The following is a 19,874-nucleotide window of genomic DNA, read 5'->3' on the forward strand; positions in this document are numbered from 1 at the left end:
GCTATTACGCTTCTGTCTCCACTGTTTCGTCTTCGATTCCTAGTTCCTTTTTGATCCAATCGTATCCTTCTGCTTCCAAACGCTCAGCCAGTTCAGCACCGCCAGTTTTAACAACACGGCCTTGCATCATAACATGAACAACATCAGGTGTAATATAGTTTAATAAGCGCTGATAGTGAGTGATCATTAGACAGCCAAAGTTTTCTCCGCGCATTTCGTTAATTCCTTTTGAAACAACCTTTAACGCATCAATATCTAGACCAGAGTCAATTTCGTCTAAAATAGCAATTTTTGGCTCTAACATCATTAATTGCAAAATTTCATTTCGCTTTTTCTCTCCACCAGAGAAACCTTCATTTAAGTAGCGTTGAGCCATATTAATATCCATATCTAAAAACTGCATTGTTTTGTCCATAGACTTAATAAATTTCATTAATGAAATTTCATTTCCTTCACCACGACGAGCATTTATTGCAGATCTTAAAAAGTCGGAATTTGTAACACCCGTGATTTCACTTGGATATTGCATACCCAAAAACAAGCCCGCACGAGCACGCTCATCTACTGCCATCTCTAGCACATTCTGTCCATCTAATGTTATACTACCTTTAGTTACCGTATATTTGGGATGTCCCATGATTGCCGAGGCAAGGGTTGATTTACCTGTTCCGTTTGGACCCATGATCGCATGGATCTCTCCACCCTTCACTTCAAGGTTCACACCTTTTAAAATTTCTTTTCCCTCAATCTCAACATGTAGATCTTTAATTGATAAAGTAGATGACATTTTAATACCTCCATATTATACTAGTCCCTTTATTTACAACGTTTTTATAAAAGGAGCTTTCATTCTCAATCTATTCTCATTCTAATTCTATACCAAAAGATAATACTTATCAACCATGAGTTATTTTGTTAATGATACTTTTTATACTAAAATGTTTAAAAAGTATATTTCCACTATTTCTTCTAGTTTTTGTAATATTCGATAAAACATGCATTCAGCACAAATAGACATGAGGATAGTTTCAACATCCTCATGCCTATTTTTACTTTTTTATTTTGCAGGAATAACTGCACCTTGGTATTTTTCATTAATAAAATCAGCAATTTCTTGTGATTGTAAAACTTCTACTAAAGTTTTGATTTCTTCACGACTTTCATCACCGCTACGAACAGCAATCACGTTAACGTATGGGTTATTTTCTGGTGATTCAACAGCGATTGGGTCTTTAGCAGGGTCTAAGCCAGCATCTAATGCATAGTTAGCATTGATTAACGCTGCATCCCCTTCACCATTGTTATACACTTGTGGCAATAAACCAGGTTCTACATCAGCAACAAACTTTAATTTTTTTGGATTTTCAATAATATCATCTAAAGTTGCTGTTGTTTTTTCAATACCTTCTTTTAACTTAATTAAGCCTTTTTCTTCAAGCATCGATAAAATACGGCCATGGTCAGGGATCGAGTTACTCATAATAATTTTTGCGCCTTCTGGAAGCTCTTCAAGTGACTTATAATTTTTAGAATAAATACCGATTGGTTCGATATGAATACCACCAGCATTGACGAAGTCATAACCAAATTCTTTCTTTTGCGCTTCTAAGTATGGAATATGTTGAAAATAGTTTGCATCAATTTCTTTATCATTTAACGCTTTATTAGGTAAGATATAGTCTTGGAAAGGAACGATTTTTAATTCGATTCCTTTTTCAGCTAAAATAGACTCTGCCTCTTCTAAAATTTCAGCATGTGGAACGTTTGATGCACCCACAACTAATTTAGTTAATTCAGTTTTTTCTGTTTGTTCAGCAGTTCCTTCTTGGTTTCCCCCAGTTGCTTCTTCCTTTTTAGCATTGCCTCCACCACAAGCTGCAAGAGCAAAAACTACAAAAAGTGTTGTAACTAAAAGTAATAGTTTCTTCATCTAATTTGCCTCCTATTATTTTATCTTTTATCTATTTTAGAAGTGACTACGTCACCAATAAACTGAATGATAAATACAATTACTAAAATTAATATCGTTGAAAAAATAGTTACATCATTATGATTGCGTTGGAATCCTTCCAAATAGGCTAGGTTTCCAAGTCCGCCTGCACCTACAACACCAGCCATCGCTGTATATCCGACAAGGGCAATGGCAGTTACTGTAATCCCTGATATAAGAGCCGGCATGGACTCCGGTAATAATACTTTAAAAATGATTGTGCTTGTTTTTGCTCCCATTGCCCGCGCTGCTTCTAAGACCCCTTTATCTATTTCACGTAAGGCGATTTCCACCATCCTTGCATAGAATGGGGCTGCACCAATGATAAGGGCTGGCAAGGCAGCGTTCGCACCAAGCATTGTGCCAATTAAAAACTTTGTAAAAGGAATCAGTAATATAATAAGGATAATAAACGGTATCGATCTAAATATATTGACTAATGCAGCTACGATCGAGTTAATCGTTTTATTCTCCCAAATATTACCCTTCGCAGTTAAAAATAACAGCAAACCGAGGACTATTCCAATAATAAATGTAGCAAATACTGAAATACCTGTCATATATAATGTTTCGACAGTCGCTTCCCACATTTTAGGCCATTTTACATTCGGAAGTAATGTCTCAAGCATGGTCAATCACCTCCACATCAACTTTATGACTTCTTATAAAGGTGATCGCTTCCTTGATTTCATCCGGACTTCCATCAAGATGGATAAATAATGTCCCATATGCACCACTCTGCGTTTGCGAAATTTTCCCTTGAAGAATATTTATATTAATTGTAAATTTACGGATTAATTGATTGATCAGCGGCTGCTCAGCATCATCCCCAACAAATGTTAACTGGATAACTTGACCATCTGGATATTTCTTTAATACATGTTCAATTGTTTCTTTTGTTTCCTCAGGCTCTGTCACTTGATTAACAAAACGTTTTGTAATCGGCTGTTGCGGCTTACGGAATACTTCCAAGACAGACCCTTGCTCAACAATTTTACCGTTTTCCATGACTGACACATTGTGACAAATTTTGCGAATCACATGCATTTCATGAGTAATTAGAACAATGGTTAGCCCTAGTTTTTTATTAATATCCACAAGTAAGTCTAAGATTTGATCTGTTGTTTGTGGGTCTAACGCAGAAGTTGCTTCATCACAAAGTAAAACCTTTGGGCGATTGGCTAAAGCTCTTGCGATCCCGACTCTTTGTTTTTGACCTCCACTTAGCTGCGATGGATAGGCATCTTCCCTGCCTTCTAAACCAACCAACTTAATCAGTTCATCTACTCTCTTCATTCGTTCAGCTTTATCTACACCTGCTATTTCAAGAGGAAATGCAATATTTTCTCTTACAGTTCTTGACCATAATAAATTGAAATGCTGAAAAATCATTCCAATTTCCTGACGAGCTTTTCGTAAATTAGCCCCTCTTATTTTTGTCAAATCCTGCCCAGCCACTTCGACTGAACCGGCTGTTGCTTGTTCTAGTCTATTTAATAACCGAATTAACGTACTTTTTCCGGCACCGCTATATCCGATAATTCCATAGATTTCACCTTGGTTGATTTGTAAATCAACATGATCAACAGCTCTTACTTCACCATTTTTTGTTTTAAAAATCTTTTCGACATTTTTAAGAGTTATCATGCTAAACGTTCACCTTCTTCCAAATGCTATTATACACCTTTCAACACTCATAATACTAAAATATAACTTAAAGAGAGCTATAATAAAAGAGCCTTTCTGCAGACGGGCAGAAAGGCTTGGTAGATTCCTTTCTCTCATCTGTGTGAATTGGCACCATGTCACTTGACGGTTGCCGGGTTTCATCGGGCACATCCCTCCACCTCTCTTGATAAGAGTTTTAAAGATTTATTATATTAAAATATTAGCATGTTTGAAAGTTTAGCATGGATAACCACTTTATGTCAATGTTAACTGTTTCCATCTATTAATCATATTTTACTATTTTGCAGCGTTAGTTAGGCTTGAAGTAACTCCTGTTGCTTTTTCAATTGCTTGCTCTAAATCTTCTAAAATATCGTCAATATTTTCAATACCAATTGATAGACGGATTAAGTCTTCAGAAACACCTGATTTTTTCAAGTCTTCTTCATTTAATTGTGAATGGGTAGTGCTTGCAGGATGAATAATTAAGCTCTTAGCATCGCCGACATTTGCTACGTGCGACCAAAGCTCTACGTTATTAATTAGGGTTCTTCCTGCCTCGCGTCCACCTTTAATTCCAAATACAACTACTGAACCAGCACCCTTTGGTAAGTATTTTGAAACATAAGCATGTGAAGGGTGATTTTCCAGTTCCGGATATAATACCCACTCAACAGCAGGATGGTTTTGTAAGTATCCCACTACTTTTCTAGTGTTTGCGATATGTTCTTTCATACGGACATGTAATGTCTCTAAACCTAAGCTTAGTTGGAATGCATTGAATGGACTTAATGCCGGACCAATGTCACGCAATAATTGAACCCTAGCTTTAATAATATAAGCAGCTGCACCAATAGCTTCAGCGTAAACTAGACCATGATAGCTTGGGTCCGGCTCGGTAAAGCCTGGGAACTTCGGTGAATTCCAATTAAATTTTCCTCCATCAATAATGACTCCGCCGAGTGTCGTACCATTTCCACCGATCCATTTTGTTGCTGAATGAACAACGATATCAGCTCCAAATTCGATTGGTCTTAAAAGGTATGGTGTTGCAAAAGTATTATCAACGATTAAAGGAATACCTGCCGCGTGGGCAATATTTGCCACTGCTTCGATGTCTAATACATATAAGCTAGGGTTTCCAATTGTTTCAGCGAAAATGGCTTTTGTTTTATCTGTAATCGCTGCTTTGAAGTTTTCTGGATCAGTTGGGTCAACTAGTTTCACAGTAATTCCGTATTTCGGTAATGTTTGAGCAAACAGATTGTAAGTTCCACCATAAAGATTGGATGCTGCAACAATCTCATCGCCAGCACCAGCAATATTTAGAATTGCTAATGTAATAGCTGAAGAACCACTTGCTACAGAAAGTGCTCCAACTCCGCCTTCTAATAGAGCAATTCTTTCCTCAAAAACAGTGCAAGTAGGGTTATGAATTCTTGTATATATGTAGCCAGGCTCAGATAAATTAAATAAATTAGCAGCATGATCTGCATCTTTAAATAAATATGCATTAGAAGGGTAGATAGCTGTTCCTTGTGCACGAGTCCCTTCATCTAATTGTAATCCACCATGAATTCCTAATGTTTCAATACGATATTTTTTTTGTCCACTCATTACAAACAACCCCTTTTTTATTTTTAATAATGTCTTGTTTAGGTAAATCAGAAAACCCCTCTTCGGATAAGAAGAGGGGTCTATAGTCAAACTCTCTACTTATCTTTCAGAGCAATATACTCTGTTGGAATTGGCACCGTGTTTTATAAAAAATCGGTTGCCGGGCTTCATAGGGCCAGTCCCTCCACCTCTCTGGATAAGAAAACTTATAAAATTTGTAATATTTGATTAACGTAATCCTATCACCGTTTTTAGGCTGTGTCAAATACTTTTTTAATCTTTTTAGGAAGTTTTTGCAAATGAACAACAATAGATTAGCGACTCCAATTTTAAAATGTTGCGGAACTTTCCTTTAACATTTATTTCCCCTCTTTTTTTTAGAACCTGTAGCCTTGTTCTGCCTTCTACAAGTTCTAATAGGCTCGAGACATCACCGCTAATGATTAACGACGGCCTCTCGGAATTTTTATAATCAAGCCAGACATCCTGTTTATTAATGAACATCGTAATCCCATTGTAGTCAGGTGAACAAAACTTTACTGATAAACTTTCATTTTCCAGTAAAGGCACAACATGAGAAGCATACTTTAGGCAACTAATAAAATCAAACAACGCTTTATTAAATTCCTTCTCTCCCATTTTTTCACACCCTATTCAACGCATTTTCCCCTCCTTTTACGTATTCTCTATGGACAGGAATTTCCCTTGAATATTAGTTCGACAATCACAAAGTTTTTAACATCAAAAAAAGACAAACTTTACTGTCGATAGTAATGTTTGTCTTTATTTACCGGGAAATATTGTCTAATTTTCCTTTTTGTCGCCATTATATTTATCTTTTTGCTTATCTCTATTATCATTATCTGTTGATTTTTTGTCGTCTTGTTTATCTTCTTTTTTATCTTTGATGGACCTTTGGTAATCTTCGTGTTTTCCAGAGTACTCCTTTTTGTTTTTTGATGAATGGTCATCGCGGGATTCTATTATTTTATTATAATATTTTTCATTTCTAGGAGGACTGTCTTTGTCTTCATCTTCAGTTCTATTTTTGTTCGCTTTCTCGTAGCCTCTATTATTTTCCTTTTCCTTTACCTTGCTTTTGCCGGGGGGCTCATTATTGAGATCACTTTCCTTGTTATGATCAGTGTTTTTATCAGCTTTGACAGGGACATTGTCTATGTTTCTATTGTTCTTTTTATCCTCAAATTTCCACTGTTTATTGCCAGCTTTTTGTTCATTTTTAGTTTCTTTATTCATTTTTTCTTGTTTATTATTTTTCTCTTCTTTATTATTTTTCTCTATTTTACTGTTCTTCTTTTCTATATCTTTTTGCTTTTTACCCTTGTCTAGTTTTTCATAGATTTGTGTGACTGATAACTCTTTCGTTTCCTCAATTGTTAAGGTCTCTTTAGATTCCTTGTAAATCACATACTTGCCTGTCGAAACCCCTAAGTCTTTCGCTTCTTTTCGTGTATTTTCGTCACCTTTTAATGTAGTGACGACTACTCCTCTTTGTTCAATTTCCTTTTTTATTACATTCACTTTCTCTTCGATTTCTACTTGGGCGTCCTTATTTATTGTTGTTGTTGTTAGTAGAACATCTTTATTTTCCGTTAAATATCCATCCGCTTTTGCTAGTTCAAGCGTGTCGTCAATGAATTTGGATAGAGGTCTATTGCGGTAGTCGTCAGCGATTTGATCGACGATTATTTTTCCATCATTATTAATTGGAATGACCTCAACAACATTCAACTTTTCATTAACTCCAACTTCGATGCTTGGGTTAATGTCTAATCCTACATAGGCTGCTACTGCTAAATTACTATTCTGTAAAAACGGATATTGAGTGAAGAATAAAACAAGAACGGCTGCGACTGCTACGATCGTTGAAATCCGTTTTGTATTGGAGTTGAAATATATTTTAGATACTGGGATATCAATTTCCGAGCCAATTTCAACATGTTGCCCTTTCTTTAGAGAGACTGTTTCGAAAGCACCTTCTTTTGTTAAAACAATCGCTTTTTTATTTTTTATCTCCATAACAATTCCTTGATTCATTAGTGTGAGTCCCCCCCCTACTCAGGTGCAATATATGATTTTAGTGCATTAAACTCTCCAATATAGATTAAAGCGATAGCAATAATATACTTTCGATTCCGTTCAATCGTTTTTCGGCTGCACGAGACCCGTTCTTCGAGCTCCTTAATCGGCAACCGCTTTTTTTCTACTAATGCACCCCGTAGTCCGACATCATCGGCAATCGTTTTAGCAACAATTTTGGCGTTTTCCCTTGCATCAATATGTTTCGGGCATTCGCTGCTTAGCACCTCAAAGGTGATTCCATAACTAAACAGCAGCTGTTGATAATCTTTTATTTCCTCTACCCTCTTTTTACGTTCTTCTTCCATGACGTATTTTTCTAAAGAGGTTTTTCGTTCTATATAATTTTCCTGAATATTACCTTCCTCGTCCTCTTCATCTGAAAAAAGGATATGATTATGTCTGCTTTCTTTACGAATATGATCGATTATCCTTCTATTAATGACGATACTTGCAAAGGATAGAAATTTACCGCCTTGCTCTTGATTAAACTGGTCAATGGCCTCATTCAGAGCAAGTAAACCGATACTATATTCGTCCATGGATTCGGAAATATATCGTTTGCACGCTTTAGATACGACTTTTTTCACAAATGGCTTGTATTGCTCAAGAAGATTGTGACGTATCCGCTCATCTCCGCTTTGTGCTTTTAAAACCAGATTTTCAATTTCCCCATCTGATTTTGAAAGCTTATTTTTGAACCATGATTTTATACGTAAAGGCCTCATGTTTCCACCTCGATCCCTATATACATTCGAATGCTCTTTTTATTTTTTGGGTATACTCGAATTTTTCCCGCTTCACTCTTTATAACATAAATTAAGGTGCCCTGGGACCAAAACTTTTTTCCACAAACACGAAAAAGCCCTTCACCACTCGTATGAAGGACACAAAATTATAAGTAGCTATTCACAATATCATAGACGTACGTTACGGACTTAAACGCATATATTTTTTCGACAATCTGACTATCCTCCCATATTGTTAAACAAGGGACACTTTCGATTTCGTACTCGGCGGCAATAGCTGGAAAATAGTTCAGGTTGCATTTATTAATTTGTAAAGATGAGATGGTTTCGTTCACGACTTCAAGCATTTTACTTGCTAATTGGCACGTGCCGCACATCGGTGTATAAAAATAAATGAATTGCACTCCATCCATTGTCAAAAATTGTTGCCATTGTTCAGGTTTAACCTCATTCATTTTTACTAAGCCTCATTTAATTAGAAATTTTGGATCTACATTTATGTTTTTGCTAAGCAAAGCTGTTGCCAGCTGGTATTCAGGGGTGGTCGCTACCTCACGATATACTTTATCAATATAGATATGATTTGCATTTGGAAGCTCTCTTTTTAGTTGTTTTCTTAGTTTTTCCCCGGCATAATCAGCATCGGCTAATATATAGACATCTTTATTATCGAGGTCAAATTCGTCAACGAGCTCTTCAATTTTCTGGGCGCTTACCGTTCCATTTGTACAAATAATTTCAACTGAATCACGGATCAATGGCTCGATTTTTTTCTTATCTGATTTTCCTTCAACTATGATTACTTTCTCTGAATCCATTTGTTCCAATGCGCTCTCCACCTTAGTTTGTCGGTAAATATTTCTCCATATTATATTCTATTTTTATTATAAGTTTATTATTTAAAAATGAAAAATAAGCTGACTCCGAAACTAGGGGTCAGCCTATTACTTTAAAATACTTTATTTTTTTAACGGAACTTTATGTCCACCGTAAATCCAGTCACATACTTCATAATCAAATGGAGTTCTAGCTTCAAAGATTGTTTTTCTTAAAAGAATGGCAGTTGGGTCTTCGGCATGGATGATTCCACCCCATGAACGTGCGCTTGTTTGTACTCTGGCAGATCTTGGTTGACGTTCCGCTTGGTATTCTAGGAATGCTTTTTCATACTCATTCGGATACTTGATTAACATATCTGCAAGGTAGGAAGCATCTTCAAGCGCTTGCACTCCTCCTTGGGCTAAGTATTGAAGCATTGGATGGGCTGCATCACCTAATAATGTAATCTTTCCTTTTGTCCAATTTTGGATTGGATTTCTGTCATACATTGGCCACTTAAATTGACGCTCAATAAATCGAAGCATCGTTTGAGCATCTTCATGCGCACCAAGAAAGCGTTTTTCCATTTCCTCAGGTGTTCCCCAATCTTTACCTTCTTGGTAATCGTAAGTCTTAAATACAACTACGATATTGTATAATTTACCGCCGCGAACTGGGTACTGTACCAAGTGCAAGTTAGGTCCGATCCACATGATTACATCGTCGAAGTTGGCTTCACCTCTTACTTCTTCGGCAGGAACTGTACCGCGGTAGGCCACATATTCTGAAGGTACAGTATCATCAACACTCATCAGTTTTCGAATATTGGATTTAATTCCATCCGCTCCGATGACTGCGTCTCCTAAAAACTTATCACCATCTTGATTTGTTATGACGACTCCCATTTCTGTTTGCTCAGCTGTTTGAATTTGTTGGTTTGTTTTAAACTGGATATTGCCATCTTTCTTACAACCTTCTAATAAAATTCTGTGTAAATCTGATCGGTGCATAACGATATATGGATATTGATAACGCTCTTGGAACTTTTCTCCCAAATCAAGGGTAGCCGCTTCAGCACCGGTATGGATGTCTCTTAATACGAGACGTTTTGGAAAAACAGCCACTTTTTTAATTTCATCTAAAACACCAAACCGGTCAAGTACTGCTAAGGCATTGGGACCTAATTGGAGTCCTGCTCCAACTTCACCAAATTCAGGTGCTTGTTCAAACACCGTTGAAGGAATTCCTGCTTCAGATGCTGCAAGAGCTGCAGCAAGGCCTCCAATACCACCACCAACGATCAATAAATTATTTTTTTCCATGGTACACCCCTTTTTTATATTATTAAAATTTTCAATCACACGAATGTACTGTTAACTCAGTAATGCTTTAAATTCACCTGTAACGGTTTGGAAACCATTATTCTTCTCGTACTCTTCCTTGCGTTCCAAATTAAATTTCTCAATGATTGGCAGATCATTGCAAGAGAATAGGTAGCTGTCCTCTGATGCCACATGTTCATGCCATGCATAATTCGGTACAACGAAGAAGTCCCCTTTCTCCCAGTCAAAACGAACGCCATTAATAATCGTATAGCCTGATCCTTCATGAACATGGTAAATCAAAGAATGTGTATGACGATGTGCCTTACCATGGAAATTCGCTGGAAGCTTTTGCATCCATGCGCCAATTGTTGGGTTAGCCGTTGCTCCGTTTGACGGATTAATATATTCAACCGCATATCCATCACATGGGTCTGGCTCAAAACGGCTAAGTCCAGCAAGAGCTGCTTCTGTTGCATTCCACTTATAGGCACCAACGGGAGCAATTTGTGGATAGCGATCGGAAATTGGACGTACCATTCCACCTTCATAGCGCTGTGCTGTATAGTTATCAGGCACACTCGGCTTTTCTAGATGGTCTGGATGGTTCTCAAAAAACGTTCCACCAAGATGGAAGACCGTCGGGATATCAAGGCAGTCCATCCAAATCATTGGCTCATCACCTGGATGACCATGTCCATGCCACAGCCCGCCTGGTGTGATTAAATAATCACCACGTTCCATGAAGACTCGTTGTCCTTGAACGATTGTATAGGCGCCCTCGCCTTCGATAATATATCGAAGCGCATTTTGAACATGTCGATGCGACGGAGCTGTTTCACCAGGTAAAATTAACTGAATCGCTGCATAAAGTGTTTGTGTTGCCGATGCCCAACCCCAAGGCTGTCTGTATGTAAGCCCTGGATTTTGAAAATAAATCGCCCGGCGTTCACCACCGCGTTCAGGCGTGAAAATTTTCGTAGCTTCTAATAATTTTTTCTTAAGCAGATCATATTTCCAAAGATAAGCCTCAGCCTGTGGCGTTGGTTCCTTTTTCATTAAGTCCGGAATCGCATCCCATAACGGCCCTAAATTATACTGTGCAATATCACGGGTAAAATCACGGACTTCTATACTTTGAAAGAAATCATTTTTCTCAGCCATTTCGTTTCCACCTCATTTGCGAAATAGCGCTTTCATTATTTAAAGCAAACTCAATAGCTTGTTTTGCAAACTCCATGCTCTCCTCTCCACCTTGCAGGAAGCCATTCATATCTGTGGCCGGAATATAGGCGTCTGCAATCTGGCTAGCACGAAGCTTTCCTTCTGAACGGAGTTTTGCTACAAAAGCTGTATGTAAATCAATAACCTTTGTACCTTCCAGCGCACCAATTCTTTGTACGCCGTTTTGTGTGAAAGTAATAAGTTTCATTGTAAATCCATCTCTCCCTTACCATTAACTTTTTTATCTTTATAGTTAACAAAGTTCACTATTTGAGAAAATAGTAAGATATTTCTCGTATATTTGTCAACATAAATATTTAAAATTTATAAAATATATCGAATTTATTGAAATCCATAAAATACAGGGTTGAATAATTTATTTTTAATTACTTTTTCTTTTGTTATAATGACATGAAACTAAAGGATGATTAAAAAGGAGAAATTTATGGAAAGTCAAAAAAACGCGCCTGTTATCCAGTCCCTGCAAACAGGAATTCAGCTATTAGATCTTATAGCCGAACATGGACAATCATTGAAATTTAATGAAATTCAGGAATTATCAGGCATTACCAAGAGTAATCTCTACAAGTACTTAAATACTTTGACACAACTGGGCTTATTGTATCGTGATAAAAAACAAGGTACTTTCACCCTTGGCAGCAAATTAATTGAATATGGTATAGCGGCAACTGGAAGTAAAGATCTTATCGGAAAAGTTGCACCTTATTTACAAGAAATCAGCCGGCAGACCTCGTTAACTGCCCTGTTAGCAGTTTGGACACACGATGGTCCTGTGATCGCCAATATTTGGAGCGCTAATTACGGATTAAATATTGGTGCACAAATCGGCACGCATCTTCCATTGATGTCATCCTCTGGAAAAGTATTTGCAACATTTAAAGAATTGGTCTATATCAAGGAATGGAGACTAAAAGAATTAAGTAAAGTTCCGGAAAATAAGCGAAAAGAATTTGAAGAGGAACAAAAAAGTATTTCCAATACATATTTTTCTTATTCAAATGAACCATTAGTAGAACATGTTTCGTCCTTCAGTGTACCTATTTTTGATTATAAAAAAGAGTTGTTGGGTGCATTAACAATTGTCGGCTTTTCACCACTCGTTCCCCAAATGCATGATGATGAAGTCAGCCAATTTGTTTTAAAATGTGCAAAAGAAATCTCAGAGTCATTTGGTTTTGATCCAAATAAAGCCTCTTATGCTGAATAATATCGATAAAAAATTAACCTAAATAAAAGCGAACGATTGCATAAAGAATGTCTTATGTTCATAATTGGACATTACATTTTTATAGACAACGCTCGCTTTTTTTATTTTTATATAAATTCATTTAATAATTATCTTAACTAAATATGATGAATATTCAAAATATTAATTGACTTTTATTACCTTGCCTTTTATTATAAAAAAAGAATTTAATTCACTATTTCGATAATCTTTAATATAGATAGTCTATTAAGTATCTAAAGTATCTATTTTATAAGTTTTATTGAAAGCGTTTAATTTAAAATTCACATAATTAAAAGGAGGAAATTTCAATGAAACAAAAAAACAGCTTGAAATTATCAATTTTAGCAATTTTGTCAGTCCTGACATTGTTACTAGCAGGCTGCGGAGGAGGAAGTCAACAAGCTAGCGGTGGAAATGAAGCAAGCGGAAAAGAGCAAACGTATACTTTCAAGGCCACACATGTAACTCAAGAAACCCATGTATGGCATCAAACAGCACTGAAATTCGGAGAAGAATTAGACAAGCTATCAAACGGTAGAATGAAACTGGATGTTTATCCGGCATCCCAGCTGGGCCCTGAAAAAGATATGGTTTCACAGCTAGAAACAGGCGCCATTGACTTTGGCTTTTTAACTAATGCTTATATGAGTACTAGACAAGAGTCACTTAATGCATGGTTCATGCCATTTGCATTTAAGAGTTTAAAAGATGCAGTGGCTGTAAGAGAATCTGCACCTGCCAAGGACATGTTAAAGGAGCTCGAGGCTCAAGGATTAGTAGGGCTCGATTTTGGATTTGCAGGAAACCGCCACATTTTAATGAAAGATGGTCATATCGCTTCACCAGCAGATTTAAAAGGCAAAAAAGTCCGTATTATTGGAAGCCCGGCTATTCAAGATTTCTGGACTGCCATTGGGGCTGGTCCAACTGCAATGCCGCTTCCTGAAGTTTATACATCACTGCAAACAGGTGTTATCGATGGTATCGATATTGACTTAGATGCTCTAGTAACAGAAAAATATTATGAGAATGCTGAAAATCTAACATTAACGAATCACTTTACATTCCCAACGGTTATTGTCATGAGCCAAGCTTCATACAACAAGCTTTCTGCTGAAGATCAAGAAATCGTCAAAACGGCTATTAAAAATGCAGTCGATTGGGGCGTTCAAGAGGCAATCAATCGTGAAAGCGCAAACCTTGAAACATTAAAACAAGCTGGTGTAAAGGTAGAAGAATTAACAGATGCAACTTCGTTCGAAAGCATGATTAAACAAGTAGAAGAAACCTATTCACAAAAATCACCAATCATTAAAGCTTTCTTGGAGGAAACAAAAAAATAAATAACGGAGGATCACCATGAACTTTATACATTTGTTAAGCGATTGGCTGCATAAAGTAGAGAAATTACTGGCCATTATTCTTTGTACAGTAATGCTCATTTCCTTATCAGCTGGTGTTTTCTATCGCTATGTATTAAGTGCTCCTCTAACTTGGTCAGACGAGACGGCAATTTTTTCGCTCGTCTGGCTTACCTTTATTGGAGGAAGCATGAGTATCAAACAACAAAATTCTGCTGCTGTTACTATTTTTATGGACCGTTTCAGCGGTAAAGCAAGAATGATTCTTTTAGGGATTAGTTTTCTTGTAGTATTACTGTTTGTCGGCTATATTTTCTATCAATCGGTCATCTGGTTATCTGGGCCTACGATTATGATACAGTATTCAAACTCAATGAGAATGCCAATGATTTTTGCCTACTTGAGCGTACCTGTTAGTTTTTTCTTTTTAATCGTACATTCTTTAGATTTAATAGTTAAAAACTTCAAGAAGAAGGAGGAAGTAGTGTAATATGACAGTCGCTTTAATCATTTTTATCATTCTCTTGCTATTGCAAGTACCTATTTCCTTCGTGCTTGGAATAACAACAATTCTGTACATTATCGTTTCAGATAATATGGGGTTATTAGCTACCGCTCCACAAAGGCTTTACTCGAGTTTAGAAAATTACGGTTTACTTGCCATTCCATTATTCATGCTTGCTGGGGAATTGATGAATTCAGGTGGAATTACAAGCAGGCTTATTGGTTTTTCCAAAACACTTGTCGGTCATTTCCGCGGTGGTTTAGCCTATGTAAACGTCATTTCCAATATGCTGTTGGCGTCGATCATCGGTTCGGCTACGGCGCAAATTGCAATGATGAGCAGAATCATGGTTCCATCGATGGAAAAGGAAGGCTATTCACGTGAATTCAGTGCATCAACAACTGCGGCTGCAGGGCTGCTTGGACCGATTATCCCACCAAGTATGTTGTTCATTATTTATGGGGTTTCCTCCGGTGCGTCAATCGGCACGATGTTTCTAGCCGGAATAATGCCTGGAATAATCCTAGGATTATCCTTTATCGTATTAATTGCGTTAACAGGAATGAAACAAAAATGGGCGACACATGAGCGTGCCTCCTTTTTAGAAATTTTCAATTCATTTGTAAAAGTAATCCCCGCACTTCTTGTTCCCGGAGTCATTATTATCGGAATATTGAGCGGTGTTTTTACTCCAACTGAATCGGCTGCGATCGCTTGTATCATTGCATTGATTGTTGGATTTTTCTTTTACCGTGAACTAAAAATCAAAGACTTGCCTACGATCATGATTAATACCGCTATGACGACGGCCACGATAACGTTATTAATTGCTATGGCAAACCTTTTTGGTTGGATGCTGTCATTTGAAAAGATTCCACAGGCCATTGCCAATTGGATGGTATCGTTATCAGAAAATCCATTAGTATTTTTATTAATTGTTAATTTGTTCTTGTTACTTGTAGGAATGTTTATGGATGGAATTGCGGCTTTAATTATTTTGGTACCGATCTTCGCCCCATTGCTTATCAACTATGGAATAGACCCAATTCACTTCGGGGTTATCATATGTATTAACCTCACAATCGGATTGTTAACACCACCTGTTGGAGCCGGGTTATACATTGCATCCTCATTGGCGGATGTGAAACTTGAAACACTTACGAGAGCAATCTGGCCATTCCTAGTTGCATCCTTTGCAGCATTACTTATCATTACGTATTGGCCATCGATGGTAATGTGGATTCCTACCGTTTTACAATGATAGCCCATTTTTTAAAAAAGAACATGACCTTTTGCAAAGTAGCCAAAAGTCATGTTCTTTTTTACTAGTCTTCTTTAATCATTTCTTCGTATTGCTCTGCAGTCATTAATTGATCCAATTCTGAAGTGTTAGATGGCTCAATCAAAATCATCCATGCTTTTTCATATGATGATTCATTTACTAATTCAGGACTATCTTCAAGATCACTATTGATTTCCACAACTTTACCGCTGATTGGCGCATAAAGTTCAGAAACTGTTTTTACTGATTCAACACTTCCAAATGGTTCACCAGTGTTTACCTCTGAACCAACCTCAGGAAGCTCAACAAACACGATATCTCCCAATTCTGATTGCGCAAAATCCGTAATGCCTACTCGGACTTTATCTCCTTCTACCTTTGCCCATTCATGCTCTTTTGAATAGCGTAAATCCTTTGGAATACTCAAGATAATCCCTCCATGGTCCATATTGTATACTTATTAAAGCTACCCATTTAAAGGTAGATTATAATAACTATTTAAATATCGTACAAAAATGTTATTGCCATGTTTCATTAAATTGTTCTTCGTTAAAACCAACTGTAACCTTTTCACCGTCCGTTACGATCGGGCGTTTAATCAGCATGCCATCTGATGCTAAAAGATCCAGTAATTCATCTTCGCTTGCCGTCTTTACTTTATCCTTTAGGCCTAGCTCCCGATATTTTTGACCGCTTGTATTAAAAAACTTTTTAAGTTCCAGCCCGCTTTTTTTATAAAAATCTTCTAGTTGTTCCCTTGAAGGTGGATTTTCAACGATATGTATTTCATTAAAATCAATTTTATGACTTTCTAACCATTGCTTTGCTTTTCGGCATGTCCCACATTTGGGATACCAATAAAAAGAAATTCCCATTTGTTCCCTCCTTTTCATTTTTATGATTATTTTATCATATCCTTTCCGGGATTTCATTCTTTTTGGGAAAACAAGGGTGGTGCTGTCAATTGGCATGCAAAAAGCTCCTAATTGATTAGGAGCCAAGTCTTTTAGACAATATATTTTTCGGCTGAGATTACACCGGCAGCCGCTTCTCGTTTTTTAGCGATCACGTTGATTGGGATATGGCGAGTAAGTTTGCGAAGGGCCGACATCATAATTCGCTGCATATCACCTGATTCTGCAGCGACGATAGTTTCCTTTGCATGTACTTCAATTTGATTGAACGCCTCTTGACAATAGATTTCGGTATATAATATCTTTTGCTTATTTTTTTCGATGCCATTTCTGGCGATTGCTTTTTCTGTACGTAAAAGCGCTGATTCCATCGCATAAATATTACCCGCGATGTCGGCGATATTGCTTAGGATTTCCTGTTGTTTTTCGAGGGCAAGACCAAACTTTTGAACTGCCAAGCCTGCGGAAAGCAAGGCGATTTTTTTTGCATTTTTAACGAGATATTTTTCCTGCTCAAGTACACCGTCTTCAAGTTCTTCCGGCATCATCATCATGATCTCCTCTTGAAGTGCCTGCGCTTTTTGCAGAAGTGGAAGTTCACCCTTCATCGCCTTTTTGAGCAAGGTACCCGGGACGATTAATCGATTGATTTCATTTGTTCCTTCAAATATTCGATTGATACGTGAGTCACGGTAGATTCTTTCAATCTCGTATTCTGCCATAAAACCATAGCCGCCATGAATTTGGACGCCTTCATCCGCGATATAATCAAGCGTTTCTGTACCGAAAACTTTACCTAAAGAACACTCGATTGCATATTCAGCAATTGATTTAGCGACGGCCTTGCCATCATTTACTTCCGCTGGTGATAAGGCGCCTAAGCGGTCTTCAAATAACCCGACTGTTCTCCAGACAGAGCTTTCCATTGCATATAATTTTGTTGCCATGCTTGCTAATTTTTCTTGAATTAAACCAAATTTGGCAATAGGCGTTTTAAATTGTTGTCTTTCATTCGCATATTTTGCTGAAAGCTCAAGGGCCCGCTTCGAGCCACCAATGGTCCCGACAGCCAGCTTATAACGGCCCACATTTAAAATATTAAAGGCAATCACATGACCCTTTCCAACTTCACCTAATACATTATAGGTCGGCACTGGTACATCCTCCAAAATTAATGTACGGGTGGATGAGCTTTTAATTCCCATTTTCCTTTCTTCCGATCCAGTTAAAACACCCGGGAAGCCGCGCTCAACAATAAAAGCAGTAAAATGCTCCCCATCAACTTTTGCATAAACGATAAAAATATCGGCAAAAGCCGAATTCGTAATCCATTGTTTTTCGCCATTCAAAATATAGTGTGTTCCTTCTTGATTGAGCTTTGCTGTCGTTTTCGCACCAAGGGCATCTGAACCCGAGCCTGGTTCTGTAAGCGCATAGGCAGCCAGCTTTTCACCAGTTGCCAGCTGTGGCAAGTATTTTCGTTTTTGTTCCTCGTTGCCAAAAAATACTATCGGTAAGGAGCCTATCCCTACATGCGCACCATGGGAGATCGAAAATCCACCGGCAACAGAAAACTTTTCAGCAATAAGGGCGGAGCTGATTTTATCGAGCCCAACTCCTCCATATTCCTCAGGCACGTCGGCACCCAAGAGGCCTAAGTCACCTGCCTTTTTTAGTAATTGTACAGATTTATCAAATTGGTGATTTTCTAAATCGTCCAGATGGGGCAAAACTTCATTCATTACGAAATCCTCGGTTGTTTTCGCTATCATTTTATGTTCTTCAGTAAAATCCTCTGGGGTATATACGTTTTCATATGAAATATCATCCATTAAAAACTGCGCTCCTTTGATGAACTCGTTTGTCATCTTGATTCCTCCCCGCGGAAATTTGGTTTACACTAACTCAAACACCCCGGCAGCACCCATACCGCCGCCGATGCACATCGTGACGATTCCAAACTGGACATTACGGCGCTTCATTTCGTGAATTAAAGTTAATGTCAGCTTTGTACCTGTACAGCCAAGTGGATGTCCTAAAGCAATGGCACCACCGTTCACATTCACATTATCTTCATCCAGCCCAAGTTCACGGATCACTTGGATGGCTTGTGATGCAAATGCTTCATTTAATTCAATTAAACCGATATCTGATAATTCTAGTCCAGCCAGTTTCAATACTTTTGGAATGGCAACAACCGGTCCCACACCCATAATTTCAGGAGGAACGCCACCTACTGCAAAGGAACGGAATTTTGCCAATGGCTGCAATCCTTCACTTATTGCTTTTTCCCGGTCCATTAATAATACAGTTGCGGCACCATCGCTCATTTGTGAGGAATTGCCGGCAGTTACTGTACCAGTTGCCTGGAAGGCCGGTTTTAACTTACTTAAGATTTCCGGTGTTGTATCTCCCCTGATCCCCTCATCCTGTTGCAACAAAAAGGCATCCTCTTTCACTTTATAGCCAGCACCGACTGCACGACGAATCACTTCAACAGGAACGATTTCTTCAGTAAACTTCCCTGCTGCTAAGGCCTTTGCCGCCTTAGCGTGGCTTCGTGCCGCTAAGGCATCTTGATCCTCCCTACTAATCTTGTATTTATGTGCAACTGCTTCTGCTGTATGACCCATCGCCATATAGTATTCAGGCGCATTTTCAACGAGTTTCAGATTCGGCTTAAGTACATGACCCGTAATCGGAATAAGGCTCATCGACTCGGTTCCACCGGCTATAATCGTGTCAGCTAACCCAAGCATGATCCGCTCGGCACCATAGGCAATCGATTGCAGTCCTGATGAACAGTACCGATTAATCGTAATCGCTGGTGTTTCATAAGACAAACCGGCCAGTGCAGCAATTTGCCTTGCCATATTCATCCCTTGTTCGGCTTCAGGGACGGCACAGCCGATAATGACATCATCAATCGTCCCGTTATAATCACCTGCACGTTTTAATGTTTCCTTAAGAGTTAAGGCTGCCAAATCATCAGGGCGCATATTGGCAAGTGAACCTTTTTTCGCTTTACCAACCGGTGTTCTTGCACCAGCAACAATTACTGCCTCCTTCACAAG

20 protein-coding genes, 1 pseudogene and 2 riboswitches are annotated in these 19,874 nt (G+C 38.0%); of the genes and pseudogenes, 4 read left to right on the forward strand and 17 right to left on the reverse strand.

The features are described from left to right. Positions 1-4: 4 nt before the first annotated feature. From sufC to P9E47_RS10660, 13 genes and pseudogenes are all read right to left on the reverse strand, one after another. Entirely contained in the window at positions 5-787 is a 783-nt protein-coding gene (sufC, locus tag P9E47_RS10600) for a Fe-S cluster assembly ATPase SufC (protein WP_003330876.1), read from the reverse strand. Positions 788-1,057: 270 nt separating this feature from the next. Then, positions 1,058-1,930 (reverse strand): MetQ/NlpA family ABC transporter substrate-binding protein, encoded by an 873-nt coding sequence (locus P9E47_RS10605; protein WP_003330875.1) that lies wholly within the window; start codon positions 1,928-1,930, stop codon positions 1,058-1,060. 20 nt (positions 1,931-1,950) lie between these two features. Then, on the reverse strand, positions 1,951-2,619 hold the full coding sequence (locus P9E47_RS10610) for a methionine ABC transporter permease (RefSeq protein WP_003330874.1): 669 nt from the start codon (positions 2,617-2,619) through the stop codon (positions 1,951-1,953). Then, entirely contained in the window at positions 2,612-3,637 is a 1,026-nt protein-coding gene (locus tag P9E47_RS10615; RefSeq protein WP_003330873.1) for a methionine ABC transporter ATP-binding protein, read from the reverse strand. Before P9E47_RS10615 ends, P9E47_RS10610 begins: the two co-directional genes overlap by 8 nt. Before the next feature lie 131 nt (positions 3,638-3,768). Next, positions 3,769-3,852, reverse strand: a riboswitch (SAM riboswitch). A gap of 103 nt (positions 3,853-3,955) precedes the next feature. Next, positions 3,956-5,275 carry an O-acetylhomoserine aminocarboxypropyltransferase/cysteine synthase family protein gene (locus P9E47_RS10620; protein WP_326163394.1) on the reverse strand — a complete coding sequence of 440 codons (1,320 nt, stop codon included), beginning with the start codon at positions 5,273-5,275 and terminating at the stop codon, positions 3,956-3,958. A 96-nt stretch (positions 5,276-5,371) separates the two neighbouring features. Continuing rightward, a riboswitch (SAM riboswitch) is annotated at positions 5,372-5,478 on the reverse strand. Positions 5,479-5,557: 79 nt separating this feature from the next. Continuing rightward, the gene (locus tag P9E47_RS10625) at positions 5,558-5,914 is read right to left on the reverse strand and encodes a hypothetical protein (RefSeq protein WP_326163395.1); all 357 of its coding nucleotides are present in this window, start codon (positions 5,912-5,914) and stop codon (positions 5,558-5,560) included. 165 nt (positions 5,915-6,079) lie between these two features. Then, positions 6,080-7,333 carry an anti-sigma factor domain-containing protein gene (locus tag P9E47_RS10630; RefSeq protein ID WP_326163396.1) on the reverse strand — a complete coding sequence of 418 codons (1,254 nt, stop codon included), beginning with the start codon at positions 7,331-7,333 and terminating at the stop codon, positions 6,080-6,082. A 17-nt stretch (positions 7,334-7,350) separates the two neighbouring features. Next, positions 7,351-8,103: an RNA polymerase sigma-I factor gene (gene sigI, locus P9E47_RS10635; RefSeq protein WP_003330869.1), complete on the reverse strand. Its 753-nt coding sequence runs from the start codon at positions 8,101-8,103 to the stop codon at positions 7,351-7,353. 167 nt (positions 8,104-8,270) lie between these two features. Beyond that, positions 8,271-8,579, reverse strand: coding sequence for a thioredoxin family protein (locus tag P9E47_RS10640; protein WP_003330868.1), 309 nt, complete (start codon positions 8,577-8,579; stop codon positions 8,271-8,273). A gap of 12 nt (positions 8,580-8,591) precedes the next feature. Beyond that, positions 8,592-8,942 (reverse strand): toprim domain-containing protein, encoded by a 351-nt coding sequence (locus P9E47_RS10645; protein ID WP_035193130.1) that lies wholly within the window; start codon positions 8,940-8,942, stop codon positions 8,592-8,594. Between the two features lie 141 nt (positions 8,943-9,083). After that, positions 9,084-10,265, reverse strand: coding sequence for an FAD-dependent monooxygenase (locus P9E47_RS10650; protein WP_003330866.1), 1,182 nt, complete (start codon positions 10,263-10,265; stop codon positions 9,084-9,086). Positions 10,266-10,316: 51 nt separating this feature from the next. Further along, positions 10,317-11,429 (reverse strand): cupin domain-containing protein, encoded by a 1,113-nt coding sequence (locus P9E47_RS10655; protein ID WP_326163397.1) that lies wholly within the window; start codon positions 11,427-11,429, stop codon positions 10,317-10,319. A gap of 40 nt (positions 11,430-11,469) precedes the next feature. Further along, positions 11,470-11,697, reverse strand: a pseudogene (locus P9E47_RS10660) (fumarylacetoacetate hydrolase family protein); the annotation flags it as partial. 237 nt (positions 11,698-11,934) lie between these two features. On the opposite strand from P9E47_RS10660, the gene P9E47_RS10665 reads away from it, so the two are divergent. The 4 genes from P9E47_RS10665 to P9E47_RS10680 all read left to right on the forward strand — a co-directional run bounded on the left by P9E47_RS10665 (position 11,935) and on the right by P9E47_RS10680 (position 15,865). Beyond that, positions 11,935-12,717, forward strand: coding sequence for an IclR family transcriptional regulator (locus P9E47_RS10665; protein WP_003330862.1), 783 nt, complete (start codon positions 11,935-11,937; stop codon positions 12,715-12,717). 329 nt (positions 12,718-13,046) lie between these two features. After that, entirely contained in the window at positions 13,047-14,081 is a 1,035-nt protein-coding gene (locus P9E47_RS10670) for a TRAP transporter substrate-binding protein (RefSeq protein WP_326163398.1), read from the forward strand. A gap of 16 nt (positions 14,082-14,097) precedes the next feature. Next, the gene (locus tag P9E47_RS10675) at positions 14,098-14,589 is read left to right on the forward strand and encodes a TRAP transporter small permease (RefSeq protein WP_326163399.1); all 492 of its coding nucleotides are present in this window, start codon (positions 14,098-14,100) and stop codon (positions 14,587-14,589) included. Position 14,590: 1 nt separating this feature from the next. Further along, positions 14,591-15,865 (forward strand): TRAP transporter large permease, encoded by a 1,275-nt coding sequence (locus P9E47_RS10680; protein WP_326163400.1) that lies wholly within the window; start codon positions 14,591-14,593, stop codon positions 15,863-15,865. 64 nt (positions 15,866-15,929) lie between these two features. Here the strand turns inward: P9E47_RS10680 and gcvH are convergent, their stop codons facing one another. The 4 genes from gcvH to P9E47_RS10700 all read right to left on the reverse strand — a co-directional run bounded on the left by gcvH (position 15,930) and on the right by P9E47_RS10700 (position 19,871). Then, positions 15,930-16,313, reverse strand: coding sequence for a glycine cleavage system protein GcvH (gene gcvH, locus P9E47_RS10685; RefSeq protein WP_003330858.1), 384 nt, complete (start codon positions 16,311-16,313; stop codon positions 15,930-15,932). A gap of 91 nt (positions 16,314-16,404) precedes the next feature. Next, the gene (locus P9E47_RS10690) at positions 16,405-16,761 is read right to left on the reverse strand and encodes an arsenate reductase family protein (RefSeq protein ID WP_003330857.1); all 357 of its coding nucleotides are present in this window, start codon (positions 16,759-16,761) and stop codon (positions 16,405-16,407) included. Between the two features lie 131 nt (positions 16,762-16,892). Then, complete coding sequence (locus P9E47_RS10695; RefSeq protein WP_326163401.1) at positions 16,893-18,668, reverse strand: acyl-CoA dehydrogenase family protein; 1,776 nt, start codon at positions 18,666-18,668, stop codon at positions 16,893-16,895. A gap of 27 nt (positions 18,669-18,695) precedes the next feature. Next, a complete protein-coding gene (locus P9E47_RS10700; protein WP_326163402.1) occupies positions 18,696-19,871 on the reverse strand; it encodes an acetyl-CoA C-acetyltransferase in 1,176 nt (391 codons plus the stop codon). Positions 19,872-19,874: the final 3 nt, after the last annotated feature.

The organism is Schinkia azotoformans (assembly GCF_035811335.1).
In the GTDB taxonomy this organism is placed as follows: domain Bacteria; phylum Bacillota; class Bacilli; order Bacillales; family Bacillaceae_J; genus Schinkia; species Schinkia azotoformans.